Annotated in this window: 21 protein-coding genes and 1 pseudogene; 20 read left to right on the top strand and 2 right to left on the bottom strand. The window is 35.8% G+C overall.

All coding sequences use genetic code 11. From position 1 onward, the window contains the following. The first annotated feature begins 25 nt into the window (after positions 1–25). From AXY_RS07480 to pnp, 12 genes are all read left to right on the top strand, one after another. A complete protein-coding gene (locus AXY_RS07480; protein WP_015010194.1) occupies positions 26–4312 on the top strand; it encodes a PolC-type DNA polymerase III in 4287 nt (1428 codons plus the stop codon). A 318-nt stretch (positions 4313–4630) separates the two neighbouring features. Next, positions 4631–5107 carry a ribosome maturation factor RimP gene (gene rimP, locus AXY_RS07475; protein WP_015010193.1) on the top strand — a complete coding sequence of 159 codons (477 nt, stop codon included), beginning with the start codon at positions 4631–4633 and terminating at the stop codon, positions 5105–5107. A 13-nt stretch (positions 5108–5120) separates the two neighbouring features. Continuing rightward, complete coding sequence (nusA, locus tag AXY_RS07470; protein WP_015010192.1) at positions 5121–6233, top strand: transcription termination factor NusA; 1113 nt, start codon at positions 5121–5123, stop codon at positions 6231–6233. Positions 6234–6247: 14 nt separating this feature from the next. Continuing rightward, positions 6248–6529, top strand: coding sequence for an RNase P modulator RnpM (gene rnpM / locus AXY_RS07465; protein WP_015010191.1), 282 nt, complete (start codon positions 6248–6250; stop codon positions 6527–6529). Then, complete coding sequence (locus tag AXY_RS07460) at positions 6513–6827, top strand: YlxQ family RNA-binding protein (RefSeq protein ID WP_015010190.1); 315 nt, start codon at positions 6513–6515, stop codon at positions 6825–6827. Before rnpM ends, AXY_RS07460 begins: the two co-directional genes overlap by 17 nt. A 20-nt stretch (positions 6828–6847) precedes the next feature. Further along, the gene (gene infB, locus AXY_RS07455; RefSeq protein WP_015010189.1) at positions 6848–8923 is read left to right on the top strand and encodes a translation initiation factor IF-2; all 2076 of its coding nucleotides are present in this window, start codon (positions 6848–6850) and stop codon (positions 8921–8923) included. After that, a complete protein-coding gene (locus tag AXY_RS07450; protein WP_407919026.1) occupies positions 8890–9201 on the top strand; it encodes a DUF503 domain-containing protein in 312 nt (103 codons plus the stop codon). Before infB ends, AXY_RS07450 begins: the two co-directional genes overlap by 34 nt. Before the next feature lie 38 nt (positions 9202–9239). Further along, a complete protein-coding gene (gene rbfA, locus AXY_RS07445; protein WP_015010187.1) occupies positions 9240–9590 on the top strand; it encodes a 30S ribosome-binding factor RbfA in 351 nt (116 codons plus the stop codon). Positions 9591–9673: 83 nt separating this feature from the next. Further along, positions 9674–10573 (top strand): tRNA pseudouridine(55) synthase TruB, encoded by a 900-nt coding sequence (gene truB, locus AXY_RS07440; RefSeq protein WP_015010186.1) that lies wholly within the window; start codon positions 9674–9676, stop codon positions 10571–10573. Between the two features lie 128 nt (positions 10574–10701). Then, the gene (ribF, locus tag AXY_RS07435; RefSeq protein ID WP_015010185.1) at positions 10702–11634 is read left to right on the top strand and encodes a riboflavin biosynthesis protein RibF; all 933 of its coding nucleotides are present in this window, start codon (positions 10702–10704) and stop codon (positions 11632–11634) included. Between the two features lie 136 nt (positions 11635–11770). Next, on the top strand, positions 11771–12040 hold the full coding sequence (rpsO, locus tag AXY_RS07430; RefSeq protein ID WP_015010184.1) for a 30S ribosomal protein S15: 270 nt from the start codon (positions 11771–11773) through the stop codon (positions 12038–12040). A 278-nt stretch (positions 12041–12318) separates the two neighbouring features. Continuing rightward, positions 12319–14436: a polyribonucleotide nucleotidyltransferase gene (pnp, locus tag AXY_RS07425; protein WP_015010183.1), complete on the top strand. Its 2118-nt coding sequence runs from the start codon at positions 12319–12321 to the stop codon at positions 14434–14436. Between the two features lie 317 nt (positions 14437–14753). Here the strand turns inward: pnp and AXY_RS07420 are convergent, their stop codons facing one another. Next, a complete protein-coding gene (locus AXY_RS07420) occupies positions 14754–15974 on the bottom strand; it encodes an IS110 family RNA-guided transposase (protein ID WP_015009979.1) in 1221 nt (406 codons plus the stop codon). A gap of 541 nt (positions 15975–16515) precedes the next feature. Here AXY_RS07420 and AXY_RS07415 point away from each other — a divergent pair. The 7 genes from AXY_RS07415 (at position 16516) to AXY_RS07385 (ending at position 24179) form a co-directional block, all read left to right on the top strand. Beyond that, complete coding sequence (locus AXY_RS07415) at positions 16516–16755, top strand: YlmC/YmxH family sporulation protein (protein WP_015010182.1); 240 nt, start codon at positions 16516–16518, stop codon at positions 16753–16755. A gap of 192 nt (positions 16756–16947) precedes the next feature. Beyond that, positions 16948–17829: a dipicolinate synthase subunit DpsA gene (gene dpsA, locus AXY_RS07410; protein ID WP_015010181.1), complete on the top strand. Its 882-nt coding sequence runs from the start codon at positions 16948–16950 to the stop codon at positions 17827–17829. 22 nt (positions 17830–17851) lie between these two features. Next, complete coding sequence (locus AXY_RS07405; protein WP_015010180.1) at positions 17852–18433, top strand: dipicolinate synthase subunit B; 582 nt, start codon at positions 17852–17854, stop codon at positions 18431–18433. Positions 18434–18531: 98 nt separating this feature from the next. After that, on the top strand, positions 18532–19575 hold the full coding sequence (locus tag AXY_RS07400) for an aspartate-semialdehyde dehydrogenase (protein ID WP_015010179.1): 1044 nt from the start codon (positions 18532–18534) through the stop codon (positions 19573–19575). A gap of 15 nt (positions 19576–19590) precedes the next feature. Then, positions 19591–20805 carry an aspartate kinase gene (gene dapG, locus AXY_RS07395; RefSeq protein WP_015010178.1) on the top strand — a complete coding sequence of 405 codons (1215 nt, stop codon included), beginning with the start codon at positions 19591–19593 and terminating at the stop codon, positions 20803–20805. Positions 20806–20832: 27 nt separating this feature from the next. Further along, a complete protein-coding gene (dapA, locus tag AXY_RS07390) occupies positions 20833–21705 on the top strand; it encodes a 4-hydroxy-tetrahydrodipicolinate synthase (protein WP_015010177.1) in 873 nt (290 codons plus the stop codon). 224 nt (positions 21706–21929) lie between these two features. Next, positions 21930–24179 carry an FtsK/SpoIIIE family DNA translocase gene (locus AXY_RS07385; RefSeq protein WP_015010176.1) on the top strand — a complete coding sequence of 750 codons (2250 nt, stop codon included), beginning with the start codon at positions 21930–21932 and terminating at the stop codon, positions 24177–24179. Positions 24180–24412: 233 nt separating this feature from the next. On the opposite strand, the pseudogene AXY_RS07380 reads toward AXY_RS07385, so the two are convergent. After that, positions 24413–25495, bottom strand: a pseudogene (locus tag AXY_RS07380) (IS30 family transposase). 171 nt (positions 25496–25666) lie between these two features. Here AXY_RS07380 and AXY_RS07375 point away from each other — a divergent pair. Then, a complete protein-coding gene (locus tag AXY_RS07375; protein ID WP_015010173.1) occupies positions 25667–26386 on the top strand; it encodes a GntR family transcriptional regulator in 720 nt (239 codons plus the stop codon). Positions 26387–26634: the final 248 nt, after the last annotated feature.

The raw sequence follows: 26634 nt of genomic DNA, 5'->3' as shown, positions 1-26634 counted from the left end.
AAAGCTATGATCTGGAGGGATTAAAATGGGATTATCCAGTCATGAAAAAATGAATGTATTACTAGATCAAATCAATTTAAATGTCAATGAACAAAGACAATACTTTGACCAATCAATGTTGTTAAAATTAGAAGTTTTTAAGCAAGAAAAACGTTGGAATTTTCAATTTCAATTAGAGTCTATATTACCAATAGAGCTTTTCAAACAGTTTAGGTCTAAACTACAGGAAGCTTTTAAAATGGTCGCAACAGTTACATTTACACTTAATTATAACGATCAATCGATCTCTCCAAAGGTAATGTGTGATTATTGGCAAGATTTTATTACACAAGAGCAAGAGCTTTCACCAGCTTATGCTGATCATCTAAAGGAATGTCAGCCAAAAACAGACAACGGTCAACTCCACATTCAAGCGAGAAATTCTGCAGAAGCTACTGTGATAAAAAATCGTCTAACACCATTGTTTAAACAGTATTGTCAGCAGTATGGATTACCAATTTGGCAACTCAATGTGTATGTTGAGAATGAACAAGAACAAATTGAGAAGTTTAATGAACAAAAAGCGCTAGAAGATAAATTACTCGTTAAAAAAGCAATGGAAACGAAAAAAGAACAGGAGAAATCTCAGGAAAATAAAGATGAGCTGATTCAAATTGGTTATCCAATTAAGGAACCAGCAGTCCAAATGAGCGACATTTTTGAAGAGGAAAAGCGCGTTATTTTACAAGGATACATTTTTGATGTGGAAACTAGAGATTTACGTTCAGGTCGTCAATTATTAATGATTAAAATGACAGACTATACAGACTCGTTTACGGTGAAAATGTTCTCTAGAAATGATCAAGATAAAGAGCTTTTTGCAAAAATTAAAAAAGGAATTTGGGTTAAAGTTCGTGGAAGCATTCAAACAGATAATTTTTCAAATGAATTAACGATGATGTTGAGCGACCTTAATCAAATTACTTATACGCCAAAGCAAGATCGCGCACCAGAGAATGAAAAAAGAGTTGAGCTTCATAGTCATACAATGATGAGTCAAATGGATGCGGTTGTTTCTGCTAAGGATTTAGTTGAGCGAGCGGCAAAATGGGGACACCCTGCGATTGCGATTACTGACCATGCTGTTGCACAAGCTTTCCCAGAGGCACATCTTGCCGGTTTAAAGCATGGGATTAAGGTAATTTATGGTGTAGAGGTAAACTTAGTAGATGACGGTGTTCCGATTGCTTATAATCCAGTCGATCGAGATTTAAAAGATGCAACTTATGTTGTCTTTGATGTTGAGACGACAGGACTATCTGCAGTTTATGACACCATTATTGAACTAGCGGCGGTAAAAATTAAAAATGGAGAAATTATTGATAAATTTGAACGCTTTGCAAATCCTCATCAACCGCTATCGCAAACAATTATTGATTTAACGGGGATTACCGATGACATGTTGCAAGATGCCCCTGAAGTTGAGGAAGTATTACAGGAATTTCATGATTGGATTGGTGACGGCATTCTTGTTGCGCATAATGCAGGCTTTGATATTGGTTTTATTAATCAAGGCTTTCAAAGAATTGATCTTGAAAAGGTTAAAAACCCAGTCATTGATACTTTAGAGCTATCACGTTTTATTTTGCCACAACTGAAAAGTCACCGTCTAAATATATTATGTAAGCATTACGGCATTGAACTTACTCAACATCACCGAGCGATTTATGATACTGAAGCCACTGCTTATTTACTTTGGAAGCTCGTCAAAGAAGCGGAAGAAAAAGGGATCACAAATCATAATCAGTTTAATCAACACATGGGTGAAGGAAATGCATACCAACGAGCTAGACCGTATCATGCAACACTATTAGCTAAGAATGAAATTGGTTTAAAGAATTTATATAAATTAATTTCAATGGCACATGTTGATTACTTTTATCGTGTACCACGTCTTCCGAGATCAAAGATTATCGAACATCGAGAGGGTATCTTAATTGGTTCAGCGTGTCAGCAAGGTGAAGTTTTTGAAACGATGATGCAAAAATCAATTGAAGAAGCGGAAAAAGTAGCTGATTTTTACGATTATATTGAAGTGCAACCACCTGCTAATTATTATCCTTTAATTGAACAAGAGCTAGTTCAAAATGAAGCGCAAATATATGAGATTATAAGAAATATTGTTGATCTAGCAGATACGCTTAATAAACCTTGTGTCGCAACAGGTAATGTTCACTATTTAGATAAAGAGGACAAATTTTATCGTCAAATATTAATTAAGTCACAAAAGGGAAATCCATTAAGTCGTCGATCACTACCAGATGTACCGTTTCGAACGACTGATGAAATGCTTGAATGTTTTAATTTCTTAGATGATGATAAGGCAAAAGAAATTGTTGTCACAAATACCCAAAAGCTTGCAAACGACATTGAAGCAATTAGCCCAGTCAAAAAAGATCTTTATACACCTAATATTGAAGGTGCGGATAAAGAAATTCGTGATATGAGTTATGCTTCAGCACGTAAGTTGTACGGTGAAGAATTGCCGGACATAGTTGTAGAACGAATGGAAAAAGAGTTAAAGAGTATTATTGGACATGGGTTTGCGGTTATTTATTTGATTTCCCACAAACTTGTTAAGAAATCATTAGATGATGGATATTTAGTTGGTTCTCGTGGATCTGTAGGTTCATCGTTAATCGCAACACTGACAGAGATTACAGAGGTTAACCCATTACCACCGCATTATCGTTGTCCTAATTGTTGTCACCATGAATTCTTTACAGATGGCCAGTATGCAAGTGGATATGATCTTAAAGATAAAGATTGTCCAAACTGTGGAACACTATACAAAAAAGATGGACAAGACATTCCTTTTGAGACGTTCCTAGGATTTAAAGGTGATAAAGTACCTGATATTGATTTAAACTTCTCAGGTACCTATCAACCAGTGGCCCATAACTATACAAAAGAATTATTTGGCGAAGATAAGGTCTTCCGCGCGGGAACGATTGGAACCATTGCAGAAAAGACAGCATATGGCTACGTTAAAGGCTATGCAAATGATCACAACTTACACATTAAAAATACAGAGGTTGATCGTTTAGTACTCGGATGTACTGGCGTTAAACGAACAACAGGACAACACCCAGGTGGTATTATTGTCGTTCCAGAAGATATGGATATTTATGATTTTACACCGATTCAATATCCAGCTGATGATAAGAATTCAGAGTGGTTAACGACGCACTTTGATTTCCATTCAATCGATGCTAACTTGTTAAAACTTGATATCCTTGGTCATGATGATCCGACGATGATTCGGATGCTTGAAGATCTAAGCGGTATTGACCCTAAAGATATTCCAGTTGATGATGAAAAAGTTATGAAAATCTTCTCATCCCCAGAAGTATTAGGCGTCACACCAGAGCAAATTTTATGTAAAACAGGGACACTAGGCGTACCTGAGTTTGGTACACGTTTTGTTCGTCAAATGCTTGAGGATACGAATCCATCTACATTTGGAGAACTTGTTATTATATCAGGATTATCACACGGTACCGATGTTTGGCTAGGCAATGCTCAAGAATTAATTAATCAAGGGATCTGTGAATTGTCAGATGTTATCGGTTGTCGTGATGATATTATGGTTTACCTTATGCACCAAGGTTTGGATGCTTCTTTAGCATTCCAAATCATGGAATCCGTACGTAAAGGAAAAGGACTTACAGATGAATGGGTCGTAGAAATGAAAAAGCATGATGTACCAGATTGGTATATTGACTCTTGTCGAAAAATAAAGTATATGTTCCCTAAAGCGCATGCTTCTGCTTACGTTTTAATGGCATTACGCATCGCATACTTTAAAGTGCATCACCCAATTCTATTCTACGCGGCTTATTTCACTGTAAGAGCGAGTGACTTCGAACTAGATACGATGATACAAGGATCAAGCGCGATTAGGAAACGGATTGAAGAAATTTATGCTAAAGGTAATGATGCTACACCAAAAGAAAAAAGTTTAGTAGTTGTTCTTGAATTAGCTTTAGAAATGAATGAACGAGGTTTCTCTTTTGCGAAGGTTGATCTATATCGATCAAGTGCGACAGAGTTCCTCGTTGATGGTAATCAATTAATCCCACCATTTAATGCGATAGATGGACTTGGTACTAACGCTGCATTAAACATTGTTAAAGCTAGAGAAGAAGGCGAATTCCTATCAAAAGAAGATCTGCGTGAAAGAAGTAGAATTTCTAGAACCGTATTAGATTATCTTGATAATCATGGCTGTTTAGAAGGAATGGAAGAAAAAAATCAACTTTCATTATTTTAACATTTTTGATAAAAGTCTTGATTTATGCCTAATTTAGTGATATAATTGCACTTAGTTTTAAACGGTTCGGATTGAAGAGTGGGCATGCCCACTCTTTCTTAATCATTATTAGGTTACTGATCGAATCCCTTGTCAATCCTGGCAAGGGATTTATCGTTGCTATTCCTTATTGATAACCGTGCTAGAGTTAAACAAAGTAATTGAAGTTTTAATTTTTCATTTAATCAAATACTAATTATTGAAATCTTTAAACATGAAAGAGAAATTGACAAACTTAAATTTAATTTTAGTTTTGATCGTGAAAAAGGAGGTTCTCATATGAGCAAAAGTGTCAAAGAACAAACAAAAGAAATTGTTATGCCACTTTTAACAGAAATGAACTTAGAATTAGTTGATATTGAGTATGTAAAAGAAGGAAAGGATTGGTTTTTACGAGTCTTTATCGACAAACCTGGTGGGGTCGATATTGAAGAATGTGGACAATTATCTGAACGATTAAGTGAGAAATTGGATGAGCATGATCCGATTAAAGCAGCTTATTATCTAGAAGTTTCGTCCCCAGGTGCTGAACGACCACTAAAAACTCGTGAAGATTTACAAAACCAAATTGGTCGACATGTTCACGTGTCGTTGTACCAACATATTAACAATGAAAAAAGTTATGAAGGAAAACTGATTGCTTTTGACGAATCAGATATTGTGGTTATTGAATTTAATGACAAAGGTCGAATGCGACAAGTAGAAATTCCATATGACAAAATTGCCAAAGCACGACTAGCTGTGTCGTTTAATTAGAGGAGGAGAAAAAGTGAGTAAAGATCTTTTTAATGCTATTCATCTTCTTAGTGAAGAAAAAGGTATTGATAAAGATGTTTTGATCGATGCACTCGAAGCAGCTTTAATTTCAGCTTATAAGAAAAATTTTAAATCTGCGTCAAATGTAAGAGTTGATTTAAACGAAGAGACAGGAAGCATGAAAGTCTATTCGAGAAAGGAAGTCGTCGAGGTCCTCGAAGATAAGAATCAACAGTTGACGCTAGAGGAAGCACTTGAGATTAGCCCGAATTATCAAATCGGAGATGTTATTGAAGTAGAAGTAACACCTAAAGACTTTGGTCGAATCGCAGCACAAGCAGCAAAACAAGTTGTGACACAACGAGTTAGAGAAGCTGAAAGAGGCGTGATTTATAACGAGTATATTGATCGAGAACAAGATATTATGAATGGCATTATCCAGCGTGTTGATCCGCGTTTTGTCTATATTAACTTAGGTAAAATCGAAGCAAAATTAGCAAAAAGCGATCAAATGCCAAATGAAACATACGAAGTTCATGATCGAATCAAAGTTTACATCACTAAAGTTGAGAATACGAATAAGGGTCCTCAAGTATTCGTATCACGTACAGATCCAGGTTTATTAAAGAGACTATTTGAAACAGAGGTTCCAGAAATCTATGATGGAACGGTAGAAATTCGATCAGTTGCTAGAGAAGCAGGAGATCGTTCAAAGATTTCAGTTTACGCTGAAAATCCAGAAGTTGATCCGGTTGGCTCATGTGTTGGCCCTAAAGGACAACGTGTTCAGATGGTTGTTGATGAATTAAAAGGCGAAAAAATTGATATTGTTGAATATTCAGATGACCCTGTAGTATATGTATCTAACGCATTAAGCCCATCAAAAGTAACTCATGTTATAGTTAATGAAGAAGAGAAGGCTACGACTGTTGTCGTACCAGATAATCAATTATCATTAGCAATTGGAAAACGTGGTCAAAATGCAAGACTTGCAGCTAAATTAACAGGCTGGAAAATTGATATTAAGAACGAAACAGAAGCAAAAGAGTTAGGTCTACTTACAGATGTTGATATAATAAAAGAAGATGACCACTTATTTACTGATAGTGATGATTTATTTGATTAAGGAGTTAGAAAATCATGGCTAAGAAAACGAGAAAAGTACCATTACGAAAATGTATTATTACTAATGAAATGAAACCTAAGCAATCATTAATTCGTATTGTTAAAACTAAAGAAGGTGACGTTTTCGTCGATCCAACAGGTAAGAAAAATGGACGTGGTGCATATGTGTCGGTAGATCATACAATCGTTGAAAAAGCGGAAAAGAGCCGAGCGATTGAACGTCATTTTCAAGTAGATGATATTCAACAAGTCTATCAAGATTTATTGAAAGTAGTAAAAGGTGAAAGCATTGAGTAACGAGCAAAAGGTATTAAATTTAATTGGTTTAGCAACTCGTGCTCGTAAGGTATCAATTGGTGAAGATCAAATCATTAAAGATATAAAATCTGGACGTACGAAACTTCTCTTACTAGCTAGTGATATTGGTTATCAAACACATAAAAAGATGACAGATAAATGTCAATACTATCGTGTGCCTTACCGAACGATTATGGATAGAGATAAACTATCTCATGCAATCGGTAAGTCAGGAAGAGTTGCTATCGCTATTACAGACGAAGGGTTCGCAAAAAAAATTAACTCATTGCTCGACTAAAATAATTCGGGGGTGACTGTATGGCTAGAATTAGAATTTATGAATATGCCAAAATGCAGAATGTATCAAGTAAGGAAGTAATTAATAAGTTAGCGGAGTTGGGTGTGGAAGTATCAAATCACATGTCAACGATCTCGCAGAAAGAAGTTGATCTATTGGATCAAGCATATCAAAAAGCTGATAATAAAAAGGAAACACCAAAGAACGATAAGCAACAAGAACAAGTGGCTGAACAACCGAAAAAACAACCACAAGCTAAACAAAATAAGCAAGATGAAAAAGTAAAAGTAGTAAAAGAAACAAAACAAGAGCAACCTAAGAAAGCTAGCCCAGCTAAAGAAGAATCGAATGTTCTTAAGTATACGGGCTCACTAACAGTCGATGAGTTAGCAGAAAAGTTAGGTAAGAAAACTAATGAAATCATTAAAAACCTGATGCTACTTGGTGTAATGGCAGCGAAAAACCAGGCTTTAGATGATGATACAATTGAGTTAATTGCTGCTGAATATAATGTAGAAGTACAAAAAGTAGCTGAAATTGATGAAACAAACTTAGCTCAATTTATTGAAGAAGATGATGAAGATCAATTAGTTGAACGCCCAGCAGTTGTAACGATTATGGGTCACGTTGACCACGGTAAGACAACGTTACTTGACTCAATTCGTCACACTAAAGTAACGGCAGGAGAAGCGGGCGGTATCACGCAACATATTGGTGCGTATCAAATTCGATTTGAAGATAAGAAGATTACATTCTTAGATACTCCAGGTCACGCAGCTTTTACAAGTATGCGTTCACGTGGTGCACAAATTACTGATATTGCAATTTTAGTAGTAGCTGCAGATGACGGTGTTATGCCTCAAACTGTTGAAGCTATCAACCACGCTAAAGCAGCAGAAGTACCAATCATTGTTGCAGTTAACAAGATTGATAAAGAAACAGCAAACCCAGAACGAGTTATGCAAGAATTAACAGAGTATCAACTAATTGCAGAAGACTGGGGTGGCGATACAATTTTCGTACCAATCTCAGCTCTGAAAAATGAAGGTATTGATGATTTACTCGAAATGGTTCTATTAGTTGCAGAAGTAGAAGAACTTAAAGCAAATCCTAATAAACGTGCTCACGGTACAGTCATTGAAGCTGAATTAGATAAAGGCCGTGGTTCAGTTGCATCATTACTCGTTCAAGGGGGAACGTTAAGAGTTGGTGATCCGATCGTTGTTGGAAATACTTATGGTCGAGTTCGCGCAATGGTTAACGATACAGGTAGACGAGTGAAAAAAGCTGGCCCATCAACTCCTGTAGAAATTACTGGATTAAGCGATGTACCACAAGCTGGAGATCAATTTGTAGTTTTTGAAGATGAGAAAACTGCTAGACAAATTGGTGAACTTCGCGCTCAAAAACAAATAGAAGAACGTCGCGGTGGACAAACTAAAGTTAGCTTAGAAGATCTATTTGAGCAAATTAAACAAGGTGAAATTAAAGAAATTAACCTTATCATTAAAGCAGACGTACAAGGTTCTGCTGAAGCATTGGCGTCTTCACTACAGAAAATTGAAGTTGAAGGTGTAAAGGTTAATATCATTCATACTGGTGTAGGTGGTATTACTGAATCAGACGTTATTCTAGCAAGTGCATCAAATGCTGTTGTAATTGGTTTTAACGTTCGTCCAGATAATAACGCTAAAAAGACAGCTGAAGCTGAAAACGTAGATATTCGTCTACATCGAGTAATCTATAAAGCAATTGAAGAAATTGAGGACGCAATGAAAGGTATGCTTGATCCAGAATATAAAGAGAAAGTTATTGGTCAAGCAGAAGTACGTGAAACGTTTAAAGTTTCTAGAATTGGTACAATTGCTGGAAGCTATGTTACTGATGGTAAAATTACAAGAGATGCTGGTGTTCGAGTGATTCGCGAAGGTGTCGTTATATTCGAAGGTGAAATTGACTCACTAAAACGTTTTAAAGATGACGTTAGAGAAGTCGCTCAAAACTATGAGTGTGGAATTACTTTACAAAACTTCCATGATATCAAAGTTGGCGATATTTTCGAATGCTTTATTATGGAGGAAATAGCTCGCTCATGATTTTGTATGTCGAAATAGAATGCCATATCTATGAAGCACAATCGTTGAAAGATAAGCGTGCTGTCATTAAAAAGGTGATTCACCGACTGCAGAATAGTTTTAATATAACGATTAGTGAACTTGATTATCAAAACCTTTGGCAACGCTCTTTAATAGGAATTGCAACTTTATCGCAAGATAGACAACATGCTGAGCAAGTGATTGACGCTTGCTTAGCGAGAATCGATTCCTTTACAGAACTAGAGTATCGAACGATTGAACGGCAATGGTATGGATAAATAATTGTTATTTTCGATAAAAATAGAGGTGAGAGCTCATGAGTCAAATTCGTGCGAATCGAGTCGCTGAAGAAATTAAGAAAGTAATGGGTGAAGTTATTTCACATAAGTTGAAAGACCCACGTGTAGGGTTTGTTACCATTACTGATGTAGAGGTTACAGGTGACCTGCAGCAAGCAAAAGTGTTCTTAACTGTTTTTGGAGATACTAAAAAGGAAGAAGAAACTTTAGCTGGTCTGGAAAAAGCAAAAGGTTTTATTCGTTCAGAAGTGGGTAAACAAATTCGATTACGTAAAACACCTGAATTAATCTTTGAAATCGATCGAGCGATCGAAACAGGTAATCGAATTGAACGACTTATTTATGAATTAAATCAGTCAGAAGAATAAGCAAAGTAAAACCCTTGTTTCTTATGATTCAAGGGTTTTTCAGTGCTTGGTTTACTAATCACTAAAGATTTGGAGGATGACCGATGAATGGAATTGTTCCTTTGTGGAAGCCACGTGGTATGACGTCGCATGATTGTGTGATGGCATTACGACGACTCTTTAAAACTAAAAAAGTTGGACATACAGGGACATTAGACCCTGAAGTATCTGGGATTTTACCAATCTGTATTGGAGAGGCCACTAAAATTGTGCCATATTTGACTGATACTAAGAAAACATATCATGCAGAGATCACACTCGGTAAGTCAACAGATACTGAAGATCAAACAGGTAATATGATTGAACAAGTCACGCTAGAACATCCGATCCCAGAAGAGAAAATTATAGAAGTTTTGCAACAATTCATTGGTGAGATTGAACAAGTGACACCACTTTATTCTGCGGTAAAAGTAAATGGGAAGAAGTTGTATGAATACGCTAGAGAAAATATACCAGTTGAACGTCCTATACGACGTGTAACAATTGATTCAATAAAACTTGTACCAAATACGCTTACCTTTAAAGATGGCAGTGTTTCATTTGAAATTGAAACAACAGTCTCAAAAGGAACGTATATCCGAACACTTGCAGTCGATATTGGCAAGGCACTTGGTTATCCAACACACATGTCAAAGTTAACGCGAACGGCTACTGCAGATTTTAATCAAGCAAATGCTCTGACGTTTAAACAGTTAGAACAACTAAACGAAGAACAACTTCAATCTGCTTTATTACCACTGGAAGCGGGACTATCTCATTTACCAAATTATCAAGTAGACGAAGAAACAGCTAGAAAAGTTTCCTACGGTCAAAAATTAAATCGACCAACTCATTGGTTAGAAAATCAACCTTATAGAATCGAGTATAATCAAAAGACGTTGGCAATTTATCAAGTCCATGAAGATAATAAGACACAAATTAAACCGTTACGTGTTTTTAATTAGTCTTGTTCTAGTCGATTCAAATTAGTTTATCTAAATTCGGAATTTAATCTTATCGGTTTTCGTTTCTAACGTAAAAAGGTATGATATAGAGAGACGTCTTATGACAAAGTTAATCGAGGAGAAATATGATGAAAACTGTAGATTTAAAATATCCTATTCTAGACAATCAAGATCATACAGGTGATGCAGTCTGTGCGATTGGTTTTTTTGATGGGATCCATAAGGGTCACCAATATGTTTTACAGACCGCTAAGGACATTGCGAAGCGCTTAAATAAGAAATTAGCTGTGATGACCTTTACCCCGCATCCATCTGTCGTTATTAGAGGGAATCAAACTAAATTTACTTATTTAAATACATTTGATCAAAAAAAGAAAATCTTATCAGATTTTGATGTAGATATATTATATGTCATTCATTTTGATAGTACAGTTGCTCGTTTAGAGCCACAAGTATTTATTGATCAGTACATTGTCGGTTTAAATATCTCACAGCTAGTCTGTGGTTTTGATTTTACTTATGGTTATCGTGGTGCTGGCAATGTTAATACACTAATTAGCCATTCAAAAGAAAGATTCGGTATTCATGTTGTGGAAAAATATCATGAAGATAATGAGAAAGTTAGCTCTACACGAATTAGGAACCTGTTGACGGAAGGTAAAGTAGAAGAGGCTAGTATTTTGCTAACGAGACCATTAATGACCGAAGGAACTGTTGTACATGGCTATAAAAGAGGGCGAGAAATTGGTTATCCAACTGCAAATATCGCCGTAGATCCAGAGCAATTGATGCCTAAAAATGGTGTCTACTACGTTACCGTTATTATTAATGAACAAACGTATCATGGTATGGCGAGTCTAGGTCATAATCCAACTTTCGAGTCTATGGATAGTGAGATAAAATGTGAGGTTCACATTTTTGACTTTAACCAATCAGTTTATGATCAACGTATTACTGTTTGTTGGCAAAAATATATACGACCAGAGTATAAATTTGATCATGTTGATCAATTGATTGAACAATTAAAAGATGATGAGAAGCAAATTCGTCAGCTTTTTTAGTGAATTTGTTAAGAATACTTGCTTTTTTGTCTAAAAAGAGTTAATCTAATTATCGGAAGCCGTCAGCTTGGCTAGTCGAATCTCCAACGACAGCTAGGGGACTGGTGTTTTCAAATGAATATAGGAGGTGAAATGGATGGCAATTTCACAAGAACGAAAAAATGAAATTATTAATGAGTTCAAAGTACATGAGAATGACACTGGTTCATCAGAAGTACAAATCGCTATCCTAACCGAAGAAATTAACAACTTGAATGAGCACTTACGTACTCATAAAAAAGATCACCACTCACGTCGTGGTTTGTTAAAAATGGTTGGGAAACGCCGTAACTTATTAAATTATTTACGTAACAAAGATATCGCAAGCTATCGTGAAGTTATTGCAAAATTAGGTTTACGTCGATAATAAACATTAAAAGCGGGAGTATTCCCGCTTTTTCTGTATGTTTATTTTACAATTAAGAGACAATAAAACTGCCAATACCTTTTGCTCGATTCTGATCAAAGTGCAGTAGCACATACTGCATTTTGATCAGGATGGAGCACGATTTAATAACTTGTGCAAAGGTTATTGCAGTTACTAACATTAATTAGTTGTATAAATCTCTTTCTTTAGTCGTAAATTAATGGAAAACAATATAACGAGTGGGATAGCTAGTAAGAAGAGAGGGGTAAGAAAATAATATGTCAAATAAACAAGTTTTTAAAACAGAAATAGCAGGAAAACCATTTATTGTGGAAGTTGGAGAATTAGCTAAGCAAGCAAACGGTTCTTGTATGGTTCACTATGGTGATACATCGATTTTAGCTACAGCTACAGGCTCAAAAGAACCTAAGGACTTACCATTTTTCCCATTGACAGTAAACTATGAAGAACGTCTTTATGCAGTTGGAAAAATCCCTGGCGGATTTATCAAACGTGAGGGACGTCCAAGTGAAAAAGCAGTTTTAGCTTCTAGATTAATTGATCGACCAATCCGACCATTATTCCCAGAAGGGTTTAGAAATGATGTTCAAGTAATCAGCATGGTAATGAGTGTAGATCAAAATGCACCATCAGAAATTGCTGCGATGATTGGCTCATCAATCGCATTAGGTGTTTCAGATATTCCATTTAATGGACCGATCGCTGGCGTTAACATTGGCCGAATTAATGGAGAATTCATCATTAACCCAACAGTTGAAGAACGTGAAAAAAGCGATATGGAGTTAACAGTTGCTGGTACAAAAGATGCGATTAACATGGTTGAAGCATCAGCAAATGAAGTTCCTGAAGATGTTATGTTAGAAGCAATTATGTTTGCTCATGAAGAGATTAAGCGTTTAGTAGCATTCCAAGAGGAAATTTATCAAGCAGTTGGTAAAGAAAAAATGGAAGTTGCTCTCTTTAATTTAGATGAAGAACTAACTTTAGAAGTTGAAAAGTTAGCAAAAGATCGTCTAGTTAGTGCGATTCAAACGCATGAAAAATTAGAGCGTGAAGCATCGATCGAATTAGTTAAAAAAGAAGTTATTGAAACATTTGAAAATAACGAGGCTGATGAAGAAACGATCAATCAAGTTAAAGACATTCTTGATCAAATCGTTAAAGACGAAGTACGTCGCTTAATTACAGTCGAAAAAGTTCGACCAGACGGAAGAACTCCGGAAGAAATCCGACCATTATCATCTCGAGTAAATCTATTACCACGTACACACGGATCAGGATTATTTACACGAGGTCAAACTCAAGTATTGTCAGTATGTACTTTAGGTGCACTAGGAGATGTGCAAATTCTTGATGGTTTAGATTTAGAGGAAACAAAACGATTCATGCACCACTATAACTTCCCACACTTTAGTGTTGGTGAAACAGGACCAATCCGTGCTCCAGGAAGACGTGAAATTGGTCACGGTGCATTAGGAGAGCGTGCCCTTGAGAAGGTTATTCCATCTGAAACAGAATTCCCATATACAATTCGCTTAGTGTCAGAGGTTTTAGAATCAAATGGTTCATCTTCACAGGCAAGTATTTGTGCGTCAACATTAGCATTAATGGATGCAGGTGTTCCTATTAAAGCACCAGTAGCTGGTATTGCAATGGGTCTTGTAAAACAAGGCGATGATTATACTGTTTTAAGTGATATCCAAGGAATGGAAGACTTCCTAGGAGATATGGACTTTAAAGTTGCAGGTACTGAAAAAGGAATTACAGCATTACAAATGGATATTAAGATTGATGGTCTTGCACGTGAGATTTTAGAAGAAGCCTTACAACAAGCACGAGTTGGACGTTTGCATATTTTAGAGCATATGACAAGTGTTATTGCTGAACCAAAACAAGAATTGTCTACGTATGCACCGAAGATAATTACAATGACAATTAATCCGGATAAAATCCGTGATGTTATTGGACCAAGTGGTAAGCAAATTAATAAGATTATCGATGAAACAGGCGTTAAAATTGATATTGAACAAGACGGTAGCGTGTATATAGCATCTGCTGATCAAGAAATGAATGAAAAAGCTAAGAGCATGATTGAAGAGATTGTTCGTGAAGCTCAAGTTGGCGAACTATACTTAGCCACAGTAAAACGTGTCGAGAAATTCGGTGCATTTGCTGAGCTATTCAAAGGTAAGGAAGGACTTATCCATATCTCTGAATTAGATACAAAACGAACAAATAAAGTTGAAGATGTAGTTAAGGTTGGCGATCAAGTGATGGTTAAAGTTATTGAAATTGACCGTCAAGGCCGAATTAATTTATCAAGAAAAGCAGTCTTAGTAGACGAACAGAAAAAGCAAGACGAAGCTAAGAAGTAAAATAGCAAGTAACGACTCAATTGGTGATTCAAATCCAATTGTGTCGTTTTTTTATGGTTCAATGTCAAATAGTGTTGGTAGGTTTTATAATTAGTCGAGAATAAATTTATATTAGTTTTAATAAAGATACAACTTGTTCACCGCAGGTGAAATACACTCGCTTTCTTACGTTTAGTCAAGTGTTTAAATCCCTTTTTTTAATTAATTCCCGGAGGGGTACCCCTCCGGGAATTAATTAAAATTTTGCACTTCGAATAGACCTTGTGTTTTTTGTCTTTTTTCAAGGTCTATTGTGTTATAATTAAATCATAGTATGATTATTGTTGGCTTGAAGCTTTCTCATAATCATACAATAGGTCGTTTTGAATAAGATGAAATGTGACTTTCAAGAATTTATTCATACAAGCGACTACTGCAACCTTATGATGCTTATTATAGGGTTGTTTTTTTAATTTATAATAATAATCAACTAAATGATTTATTTGTTTTCCTTTAGCAGAAAGCATTGAGACAATCATAAAATACAAAATACCACGCAGTCTACTATTACCTCGTTTATTTATACGATCTTTATACTCCATATTTCCAGACTGATATCTTACGATATCTATACCGGCGTATGCATTTAGTTGTTTATTATTTTTAAAACGTGTTAAATCCCCTAGTTCAGCTATGATTCTACAGGCTAATTTATCTTTTATTCCGGGAAATGACCGAAGGATCCTGTATTCTTTACGGTCTTTTGACATTTCTGTCATTCTTTGAATGATTTCATCTTGCTCTTCCTCCATCTCTAATATTTTCTTGGCATAATCCCTTACTAACTCACAAGAATAGTCTGTTTCATCAACTGCTGGAAATGAATCCTTTGCGATTTCAATCAATAAAATTGCTCTTTCCTCTAACTTTTTTAATGAATAGTTTTTCTTAGTGCATTTTTTAATACGATTTTTAATAACTGTTTTAGATCGTTTTAATATCAAGTTTGGGTGAGGGAATACTTGTACAAGATTATAATAAAGTTTTGATTTGTTAATAAAAGCCGTATCAAAGTCTGGGAAAGATAATTGTAATGATGCATGTAGTCGATTTTTGTACTGAATCTTCTCTTTCATAATCTCATCATAGCGACGTGACATTGTACGCATCTGTTCGTAATAAGAATCTTCGCGATAAGTTTGGAAATAATCGTTTTTAAAATGATTCTTAGCCAGTTGATGCGCATCACTTATATCTGTTTTGTTTCTTCTTAGAGATTGGGTGTTAAGGTGTGCTAATAAAGGATTTAAAGAATAATAAACGAGATTATTCTCTCGTAAGAATCGTTCTAAAGCAGCCGAATATACTCCAGTCGCTTCAAAAACAAATTCTAAGGTATAATTATTCTTTTCACTTAGATCTTTAATGATTTTACTTAAATTAGAGAATCCCGTTTTTGAATGAATTAACCTCCCTTCAAATTCACAGTTACCTTGCTCGTTGTAAGCGGCCATGGTACTACTCTTTCGACTAACGTCGAAAGCAATAACGCATCTCATTTTCTTCTCCTCCTTAATATTTTTGTAGAAGTCTCCACTTTACCTTATCGATTCCACTTTCTTATACACGGTCTCTGGGGACCCAACATACTAAGCTGATTCAAATAAGGGAGTGAAGTTAGCCAGTTTCCGATCGTCGAACTCAAGGTCCTTAGCGTGATTCGGCTTTACTTCACTTCTACTATAAAAAAATAGTAGCACAAAACCTGGCCTAGGTCTTGTACTACTAATCTTAGTATGTTTCCGCGGGCACGGCTTTTAGCTAACTAAGGCAAGCATAGGGCGCTTACCTTAGTGGATCTTCAGCTCGTGCTGGGACTGCGATTACTCGTCCCACCGAAAAGATTTGTTCCCGCAGGAGTCTCGTGTATTTCACCTGCTGTTTTTCACTTCAAAATTAAATATACTTAAAATAAAAAATAACGTTAGTAAGTTTACAAACTCACCAACGTTATATATTGTATAACCTTTTTTATTCTGCAATTGTGTATAAGTCTAATTGATTGTTCCTATTCATAAAATGGTAATGGGAGGGATGAGATTGCGGTATCAAGAGCTAAGTGGAAAGGAAATTGTTAATTTAGAAGATGGTAGACGTTTAGGTTTACTCGGTCAAACTGATTTAGAACTAGACCCAAAGACAGGTCAGATTAAAGCTTTTATTATACCTAACTATGGTTTATTTGGCCTAAAAAGGGATCAATCACAAATTAGAATTAACTGGGATCAAATTGAAAAGGTCGGTAAAGACACGATTATTATTAGAAAGACAAATGAATAACACCATTTTTCCAATGACTACCTATTTAATTAGGTGGTCATTTTTTTATCTAGTGTTATACCTATTTGTGTTAATGTCCTGCACTGACTTAGACGATAAGCATAAAATAAAGCGAAGTTGTAAACTACATGTTAGTCATGATTATTAAAACATCGTTACACTTCTTATTTTTAAACAGCAGAGGTGAATGGAATGATATTAAAGAAACAAGTAGCGATAATAGGGGGCGATGCCCGCTACTTAGAACTAATAAAAAAATTAATCAGCAAACCTAATTACACTATTAAATTGATTGGTTATGATCAATTGGATCAGGGATTTTTAGGCGTACAATACACAGATTTAGAAGAATTAAATCCTGAAATTTTAGACGTTATCATACTCCCAATTACAGGTGTGGAAGAAGGCGGTTACGTAAAATCAACTTTTTCCAACAGATCAATTCGACTACCAGATGACTTTTTCGGAAAATTGAAATCATCTACCCTCGTGTTTACTGGAATTAACACTAACTATTTAAAGCAAGTCACTAAAGATCATCCTCTTACGCTTATTCCTATGATGGAACGTGATGATGTTGCAATTTATAACTCAGTGCCAACAGCTGAGGGGACGATATTACTAGCATTGCAACAAATGAAAATAACCCTTCAAGATTCAAATGTCATTGTATTAGGGCTCGGTCGTGTCGGTTTAACAGTAGCTGATAAGTTTGCCAAACTTGGTGCTAATGTATATGCGGGTGTTAGAAAAACGAAAGACATCGCTAAAGCTAAAACGTTTGGATTTGAGGGATTTCACCTAAGTGAGTTACCTGCATATATTAAAAAGTGTAATCTATTGATTAATACAGTACCAGCATTAATCGTTGATGAGCCTGAGTTGAACGCATTTTCAGCCGATGCATTAATTATTGATCTTGCGTCAAAACCAGGTGGAATTAATTTTGAATATGCTAAAAAACGAGGACTAAACACAATTCACGCACTAGGCTTACCTGCAAAGGTAGCACCAAAAACTGCAGGAGAAATTCTAGCAACTGTGATAGATCAACTGATTGCAGAGCACCAATAACAAGCAGGGAGGGGAACAGCTTATGTTAAAAGGGAAGGAAATTGGCTTTAGTATTACCGCCTCACATTGTACGTATGAGGAGGTATTTCCAATCATTGAAAAGTTGGTCGCGGCAGGTGCAAATGTTCGACCTGTTGTTTCATATAATGTTCAAACAACCGACACTCGCTTTGGCAAAGCAGAGGATCATTTAAAAAAGTTAGAGGAAATAACAGGTAATAAACCAGTAACAACAATAGTAGAGGCTGAGACATTTGGTCCAAATAATCCTGTTGATTGTATGGTTGTCGCACCTCTAACAGGTAATACTTTAAGTAAGCTTGCCAATGCAATTACAGACACTCCAGTATTAATGGCCACTAAGGCAACAATGCGTAATCAATCACCTATTGTTTTGGCCATTTCGACAAATGATGCACTCGGGTTAAACGGCGTTAACTTAATGAGACTAGTCGCAACTAAAGGAATTTATTTTGTACCATTTGGCCAAGATAATCCAATCGGAAAACCAAATTCAATGATAGCTAAAATGGATCTATTGCCTGAAACTGTAGAAAAAGCACTAGAAGGCAAACAACTTCAACCAATAATTATCACTTATTAGATAAAAATATTAAAATAGACTATACAAACCCCTCTTACCATTATAATATGTTAAAATAGGAACTAAATTTAATTATGCTTGTGGAGAGGGGTTTTTTTATGTCAAATACAGAAAAATATAATGTTGCACTATTAGGCGCAACAGGAGCAGTTGGCCAAAAGATCTTAGAGACCTTAGAAGCAAAAAACTTTCCGATTAAACAATTAAAATTATTGTCATCACCGCGTTCAGCAGGGACAAAAATAAAATTTAAAGATGAAATCATTGTTGTAGAAGAAGCCAAACCAGAAAGCTTTGAAGGTATAGATATTGCGTTATTTTCAGCAGGAGGGTCTGTCTCTAAACGACTTGCACCTGAAGCTGTAAAACGCGGAGCAGTCGTTATTGATAATACAAGTGCGTATCGAATGGATGAACAAGTGCCATTAGTTGTTCCAGAAGTTAATGAAGGTGATATTAAAAATCACAAAGGCATTATCGCTAACCCTAACTGTTCAACGATCCAAATGGTTGCCGCATTAAAGCCAATCGAAGAAAAATTCGGTCTAAAGCGTGTAGTTGTGTCCACATATCAAGCTGTATCAGGAGCAGGAGCTCAAGCTGTTGAAGAACTAAAGCGCCAAGCACAAGCCTTTTTAAATGGTGAAGCTGTTGATGCACAACTTTTACCTGTTAAGAGCGAGCCAAACCATTATCCAATTGCATTTAATGCTCTTCCACAAATTGATGTGTTTCAAGATAACGGATATACATTTGAAGAAATGAAGATGATCAATGAAACGAAGAAAATAATGAATCGAGAAGACTTACACGTAGCTGCTACTTGTGTTCGATTACCATTTTTCACTTCTCATGCAGAAAGTGTTTATATTGAAGTAGAAAAGGATGTAACTGTAGAAGAAATTCAACACGTTTTAGCTCATGCACCAGGATTAGTATTGAAAGATGATATAAAAAATCAACAATATCCAACACCACTAGATGCAGCAGGAAAAACAGATGTATTTGTAGGACGTGTCAGAAAAGATTTAGATAATCCATTAGGCATTCACCTATGGATTGTTTCAGATAATTTGTTAAAAGGAGCTGCATGGAATTCAGTACAAATTGCTGAATCTGTTATAAAAAATAATTGGCTCTAATGTTGGGGTGAGTTTATGGATATTTTAGTGCAAAAATTCGGTGGCACATCACTAAAAGATGCCGAATCTAGAGAATACGCAATTAATCATATCAAGCAATCGATCAATGAAGGCTATAAAGTAGTTGCCGTTGTATCAGCAATTGGACGTTCACCAGACCCATATGCAACGGATTCTCTTTTATCGCTGATTAACTATCCAAATGGCAAGCAATCAAAGCGAGAGCAAGACTTGCTCATGTCTTGTGGAGAAATTATTTCAGCAGTTGTTTTGTCTAATGAACTTAAGCAATCAGGGTTATTAGCGACAAGCTTAACCGGTGCACAGGCAGGCTTTATTACAACAGATGATTTTACTTCGGCAAAAATTAAAGCAATGGAAATCGATCGATTAGTGTCTGAGCTAAGGGCTCATGATGTAGTTGTGGTCGCAGGATTCCAAGGTCAAACAAGAGATCATGAAGTAACAACATTAGGAAGAGGCGGAAGCGATACATCAGCAGCGGCCTTAGGTGCAGCACTACAAGCAAAATATATTGACATTTTCACAGACGTTAATGGCATTATGACCGCTGATCCGAGAATGGTGAAAGATGCACGCACACTTGAAGTAGCTAGTTATACAGACATCTGTAATTTAGCTTATCAAGGTGCTAAAGTCGTTCATCCAAGGGCAGTGGAAATCGCCATGCAGTCAAAAATTCCAATTCGGGTCCGCTCGAATCGATCTAATGAAATTGGTACACTAGTAACTGGGTCAACTGACGATATAGAAGGAATAGAGATTCCTGACCGCTTAATTACGGGTATTGCCCATATGGCAAACATTACTCAAGTAAAAATTGAAGCAGATCAGCCATCTGGTTTACTGCATGCTCAGATTTTTGAAGCAATGGCATCAGCTAGTATTTCAGTTGACTTTATTAATATATTTCCTTCTGGAGTGATGTATACTATTCCAGAGATGTTAAGTGAAAAAGCAGAACGAATATTACTTGATTTAGGCTATCAACCTAAATTGATTCACAACTGCGCAAAAGTATCAATTGTAGGAGCAGGGATGACAGGCGTTCCAGGCGTTACAGCTAAAATGGTACAAAGCTTAGTCAGTGCAGGTATAGAAATTCTACAATCAGCAGATAGTCACACGACTATTTGGGTACTGATAAATGAAAAAGACCTTGTTACGGCAATAAATGCCCTTCATCAAGCTTTTGATTTAAACAATTGATCAGATATAAAAAAGGGGGCTATGTAGATGGATTTTGGTCAAATTATAACAGCAATGGTGACGCCCTTTGATGACAATAATCAAATTAATTTCCCAATGGTAACAGAATTAATGAATTATTTAATCAGTAATGGTACTGACGCTATAATTGTCGCTGGCACTACTGGCGAATCACCTACGTTAACACATCAAGAAAAAATTGATTTATTCAAACATGCAGTAAAAGTAGCAGATGGTAAATATCCAATTATCGCTGGTACAGGATCAAACAATACTAAAGAATCAGTCGAACTATCAAAGGAAGCAGAAGCAATAGGTGTAGATGGATTATTACTAGTCACACCATATTACAATAAGCCAAGTCAAGCTGGTCTATATGAGCATTATACTGCGATTGCTAAAGCAACAAAGTTACCAATTATGCTTTACAACATACCTGGTCGAACTTCTGTGCAACTTGATATTAATACGATTATTGCATTATCAAAAGTTGAAAATATCGTATCACTAAAAGATTCGAGTGGGAACTTAGATGCGTTATCACAAATTATTGAAGAAACTAAAGATAACTTCACAGTCTACAGTGGTGATGACAGTTTAACATTGCCGATCAAATCAATTGGTGGAGCAGGTGTCGTGTCTGTCTCATCTCATATAATTGGTAATGAATTTAAAGAAATGCTTGAATTGTATGAAGCGGGTGAAGTAAAGAAAGCGGCAAAACTTCATCGTAAACTCTTACCGATCATGCGAGGGTTATTCATGGCACCATCACCAGCACCCGTAAAAGCCGCATTAAAAATTAAAGGCCTGAATGTCGGAAACGTTCGCCTACCACTAGTTGATTTAACTGAAGCAGAACAAAAGCTAATTTACGATTTAATTGAATCAAATAAATAATCATTAATAAAGTACAATGTCATATTGATATTGTACTTTATTGTATTTTTAAGATTGTATATTGTATACAGCAAAATACATTCAGTATTTTTATCTTAGAATTCACTCATTTCAGAAAAGCGTGCGATTACTACAAATGGCTAATTTGCTGATATTTTTCCCACCGTATCAACTATTGTATGATATAATTAATTAATCAATTGTAAAAAGTAAGGGGTTTTTTCATGGCACGGAAAAGAAAAAAGAAGAAACTAAAAATTAGTCAGGCGTTTAAGTATGAATTATACGGTATTATCTGTGTATTAATTGCCATATTCGGTAGCGGGGCAGGCTCTATCAGTGATGGCATCATTACGTCTTGGTTAGAAAATAGTTTGCGCTTTTTGTTTGGTTTTTGGTATATGGCAGCGTCTATTACATTATTAATTATCGGGATTTATTTAATGATAAAACGCAAAATGCCACAACTCTTTACTCGAAAAACATTTGGACTACTCATTAGCTTCATTGGATTACTTCTCATCAGTCATATTGATCAATACAGTCACTACTTAACAGAAGAGAGCCAGTCAATTATTCGATTAACTTGGCAGAATTATATCTCTTTCTTAGATCATACAGCGGAAGCTAGTGTGCTTGGTGGCGGTATGATTGGTGCATTACTATATGCCTTTACATATGTGTTGTTTTCAACAACTGGTGCGGTCTTTTTAGCGGTATTTATGATTATAATAGGCACGGTCTTTTTCTTTGATATTTCAATTGATGCATTTATCAAAAATAGAGTCAAACAATTTAAGACTTGGCAAAAGAATAGAAAAAAAGAAAAACGTACAAAGAAAATAGAAAAACCTAAAATAGAACATCAATTACCAATTGAGATTGAGCCTGAAGAACCAATTGAGCAGGAAGGCCCTGTCATTGCGGCGTTTACTGAGGTTGCTTATTCAGAAGAAGTGGGGCAACAAAGTGATCAAGAAGATGATGAACAGGATGAAGACAGTCAGGAAATTGAATCATTAGAAGTAAATGCGATGACAGAGTTAGAAAATGAATCATATGAATTACCTTCGATTCAGCTATTAGATCAACCAAAAAATAAAAAACATCCACAAGATCGAAAGATGATTCAACAAACAGTTCGTAAACTAGAAACAACTTTTGAAAGCTTTGGTGTCAAGGCTAAAGTTGCTAAGGTTCATATTGGACCAGCTGTAACGAAGTATGAAGTTTATCCAGCTGCAGGCGTTAAGGTGAGTAAAATTGTAAGTCTTCATGATGATATTGCGCTTGCATTAGCGGCAAAAGATATTCGTATTGAGGCACCGATCCCAGGAAAATCAGCCGTTGGGATTGAAGTACCTAATCATGAAGTGTCAATTGTTACAATGCGTGAAGTTTTTGAGGCTTTAAATGATCAAGAAGGTTCAAAACTTTCCTTTGTCTTAGGACGTGATATTTCTGGTGACTCAATAATTGCTGAGTTAAATAAAATGCCGCATTTATTAGTTGCAGGTGCAACTGGAAGTGGGAAAAGTGTTTGTATTAACGGTATTATTACGAGTATTTTAATGCGTGCAAAACCTCATGAAGTTAAAATGATGATGATAGATCCAAAGAAAGTAGAGCTTAATATTTATAATGGGATTCCACACTTATTAGCTCCTGTTGTCACTGATCCTAAAAAAGCAGCACAAGCATTACAAAAAGTCGTTGCTGAAATGGAAAGACGCTATGATTTATTTTCAGATACGGGTAACCGTAATATTGAAGGTTACAATAATTTTATCAAGGAATACAATACAACAGCATCTCAAGTAGATCAACAGCCACTATTACCATATATTGTTGTATTAATTGACGAATTAGCTGATTTAATGATGGTTGCTTCAAAAGATGTGGAAGACTCGATTACTAGACTTGCACAAATGGCGCGGGCTGCTGGAATTCATTTAATTATTGCTACACAACGTCCATCAGTTGATGTGATCACTGGGGTCATTAAAGCAAATATTCCATCGCGAATTGCTTTTAGTGTATCTTCTCAAATGGACTCACGAACGATTCTGGATATGGGTGGAGCAGACAAACTTTTAGGGCGAGGAGATATGTTGTTCTTGCCTGTCGGATTATCGAAACCAATTCGTATTCAAGGGGCATTTCTATCTGATCACGAAGTTGAGAAAGTTGTAAACCATTGTATTAATCAACAAAAAGCAAAATATCAAGAAGAAATGATCCCGGATGATGTTGAGGAAACACAAGAAGAACCAGATGATGAGTTATTCGATGATGCTGTAGCTATGGTCATTGAAATGCAAAGAGCAAGTGTATCAATGCTACAACGCCGTTTTAGAATCGGTTACACACGCGCAGCGCGTTTAATTGATATGATGGAAGCTCGCGGAATTGTTGGTCCTTACGAAGGTTCTAAACCGAGAAAAGTACTCATAACAGAGTATCTAGAATCATAACGTAATTTTTTGTCGAAACTTAGAGAATAATATAGAAATTAGAGTTTATTTATTTAATTTAGATTTCAAGTTTAAGTTAGTCACTTAGACAAATTTATTTTTGTGATCTCACAAAGTTATATTGTATGAAATGACGTAAGTCATTTCTATCTTATGTTGGTTGTATCTGTTTGGACTTAAGTCCAAACAGATACAACATGCAACTTCGTTGCTATACCAAGTACTACAGCTGTTTAAGCTGCAAGATTTAACTGTAGTTTTTGCAACTCTAAGACAAATGCTTGATGTGGCGTTTTATAGTCTAGGTTCCTTCTTGGATAGTCGTTCATCCATTGTTGGATCCTTTTCACCTGAGCCTCTGTCACATCTTTTAATGACTGATGCTTTGGTAAGAAACGACGAATGATTTTATGTTGATTTTCACTGGTACCACGTTCAAAGGAAGCGTAGGGATGACAAAAATAGACGTCAATCGCTTCAGATATTTCAGATAAATTGCTAAATTCACTGCCATTGTCCGACGTAATCGTTTTGAAGATATCACCTTCAATACCATTTAACTAACTGAGAAATGTTTCTAAAGTATGATCAACCGATTCAGCTTGCTTGCCGTCTATTTTGAAGATTAATTCAAATCTCGTCTTGCGTTCAACAAGTGTAAGCAGAGCAGGTTCATCGGCATTCTTCTTGCCAATGACCGTGTCAATTTCCCAATGCCCGAATGTTTTTCGCTGATTAACCGATTCAGGACGATCTTCGATCGAGGTCCCGTGGACTTTTTTATTACGACGTGCTTTACCACGTGTTGAACGTGGTTTACGATCAACCTTTTCTAGTAAATCAATGTTCTTTGTCTTCATGATGCCACTCTCAATCCAGTGATAAAGGGTGGTCGTACTTGGAATAATCGATTCATGAAATAGTTCATTTTCTTTGGCGAAATTGACTACAATATCTGGCGACCACCTATCTTTTAGCATTTTTTGATCAGCCCAATCAACAAACTCATGCCCATCAGTCCATTTGGGCCGACGTCCGCAGTGAGAACGGTTCTTTTCATAGACGTCATAATTGACATCTGCGAAATAAACGTCTCTTTCATAAAAATAGGATTTGCCATTCTGTGTCTGCTTACTAACTTGAGTCACAGTCCCTTTTTTAACGTTATTATTAATGGTTTGATAATTTCGACCAAGCAGGCGACCGATCGCGCGGTTTGATAAGCCCAGCTTCTTATAAGCTTCAATTTGATTCATTTCAGCGAAGGTAAGGTGTGTTCCTTTGCGTGATTCTGTGTTATTATTTACTTGGGTCATGTGAATTCACTCCTTATATTGTTTGGTGGTACTCTCAATATAACATGGAATTCACATGCCCTTTTATTTTAGGTGACTAACTTGATTATATAATCTACGGTTTATTTATTTAATGTTAAGTGTTATATTAATAATAATTTAGTTATTCGAATATTTATTGGGGGATTTTAAATGGGGATAGAGGACAATAGCGAATTTATGCAAGCTTTAAGCAAGGTAAGACATGACATAGAAAGAGGTGTCTATTTACCTAACGAAAAGCTACAGCCATTATATGAATTCGCTAAGATATATCAAACTTCACAAGAAATGATGCGAGCAATCGTTGATCAACTTGTGGAAGAGCGTCTTGTTACAAGACGATTAGGCGTTGGGGTGTTTGTCAATCCTAAGCCAATTTATTCTTCAGGAATTGAAGAATTAGGCAGCGTATCAGAAATGATAAAAAAAGCAGGTAAAGTACCTGGAACTCAGTTTGTTGCTGCTGAAATTGTCGAACCGACAAAAAGCGATTATAACAACTTTAATTATTCCGATTTAAAATTAATAGCACGTGTTGAACGTGTTAGAACTGCTGACGGTGAACCAGTTGTCTACTGCATCGACAAAGTTGATAATGATGTCGTTCCCGTTGGACATATTCATAGACAAGATTCTATCTTTAATTTAATTCATACAATAACAGGTAAACAAATTGAATATGCTCATGCTTATGTGGAGCCAATCGGCTACCACGATAAAATTTCACAAATATTAAATTGTAGCCCTGATCAGTCATTGTTACTATTAAGACAAATGCATTACACTAAAGATGATGAGCCAATTTTATATTCAGAAAATTATTTCAGAAGTGATGCTTTTCAATTTCATGTTGTTAGAAAAAGAATGTAGCAAAAAAGCCGTCTAAATAGACGGTTTTTTGGTTGTACAAAATATAACGTTGGTGAGTTTGAGAACTTACTAACGTTATTTTTTTATTTTAAGAAACGAATTATGATTCACTTCAAGTTTAAATCAATAGAAACACGATATGAAGCAGCCATTTAATTTAGAAGTGAAAAACAGCAGGTGAACAAGTTGTATCTTAATTAAAATGAATATAAATTTATTCTCGGTTAATTACAAAATCCTCCAACACT

Origin of the sequence: Amphibacillus xylanus NBRC 15112 (assembly GCF_000307165.1) — a bacterium.
Classification (GTDB): Bacteria; Bacillota; Bacilli; order Bacillales; family Amphibacillaceae; genus Amphibacillus; species Amphibacillus xylanus.
This window is presented reverse-complemented; position numbering and strand designations above follow the sequence as displayed.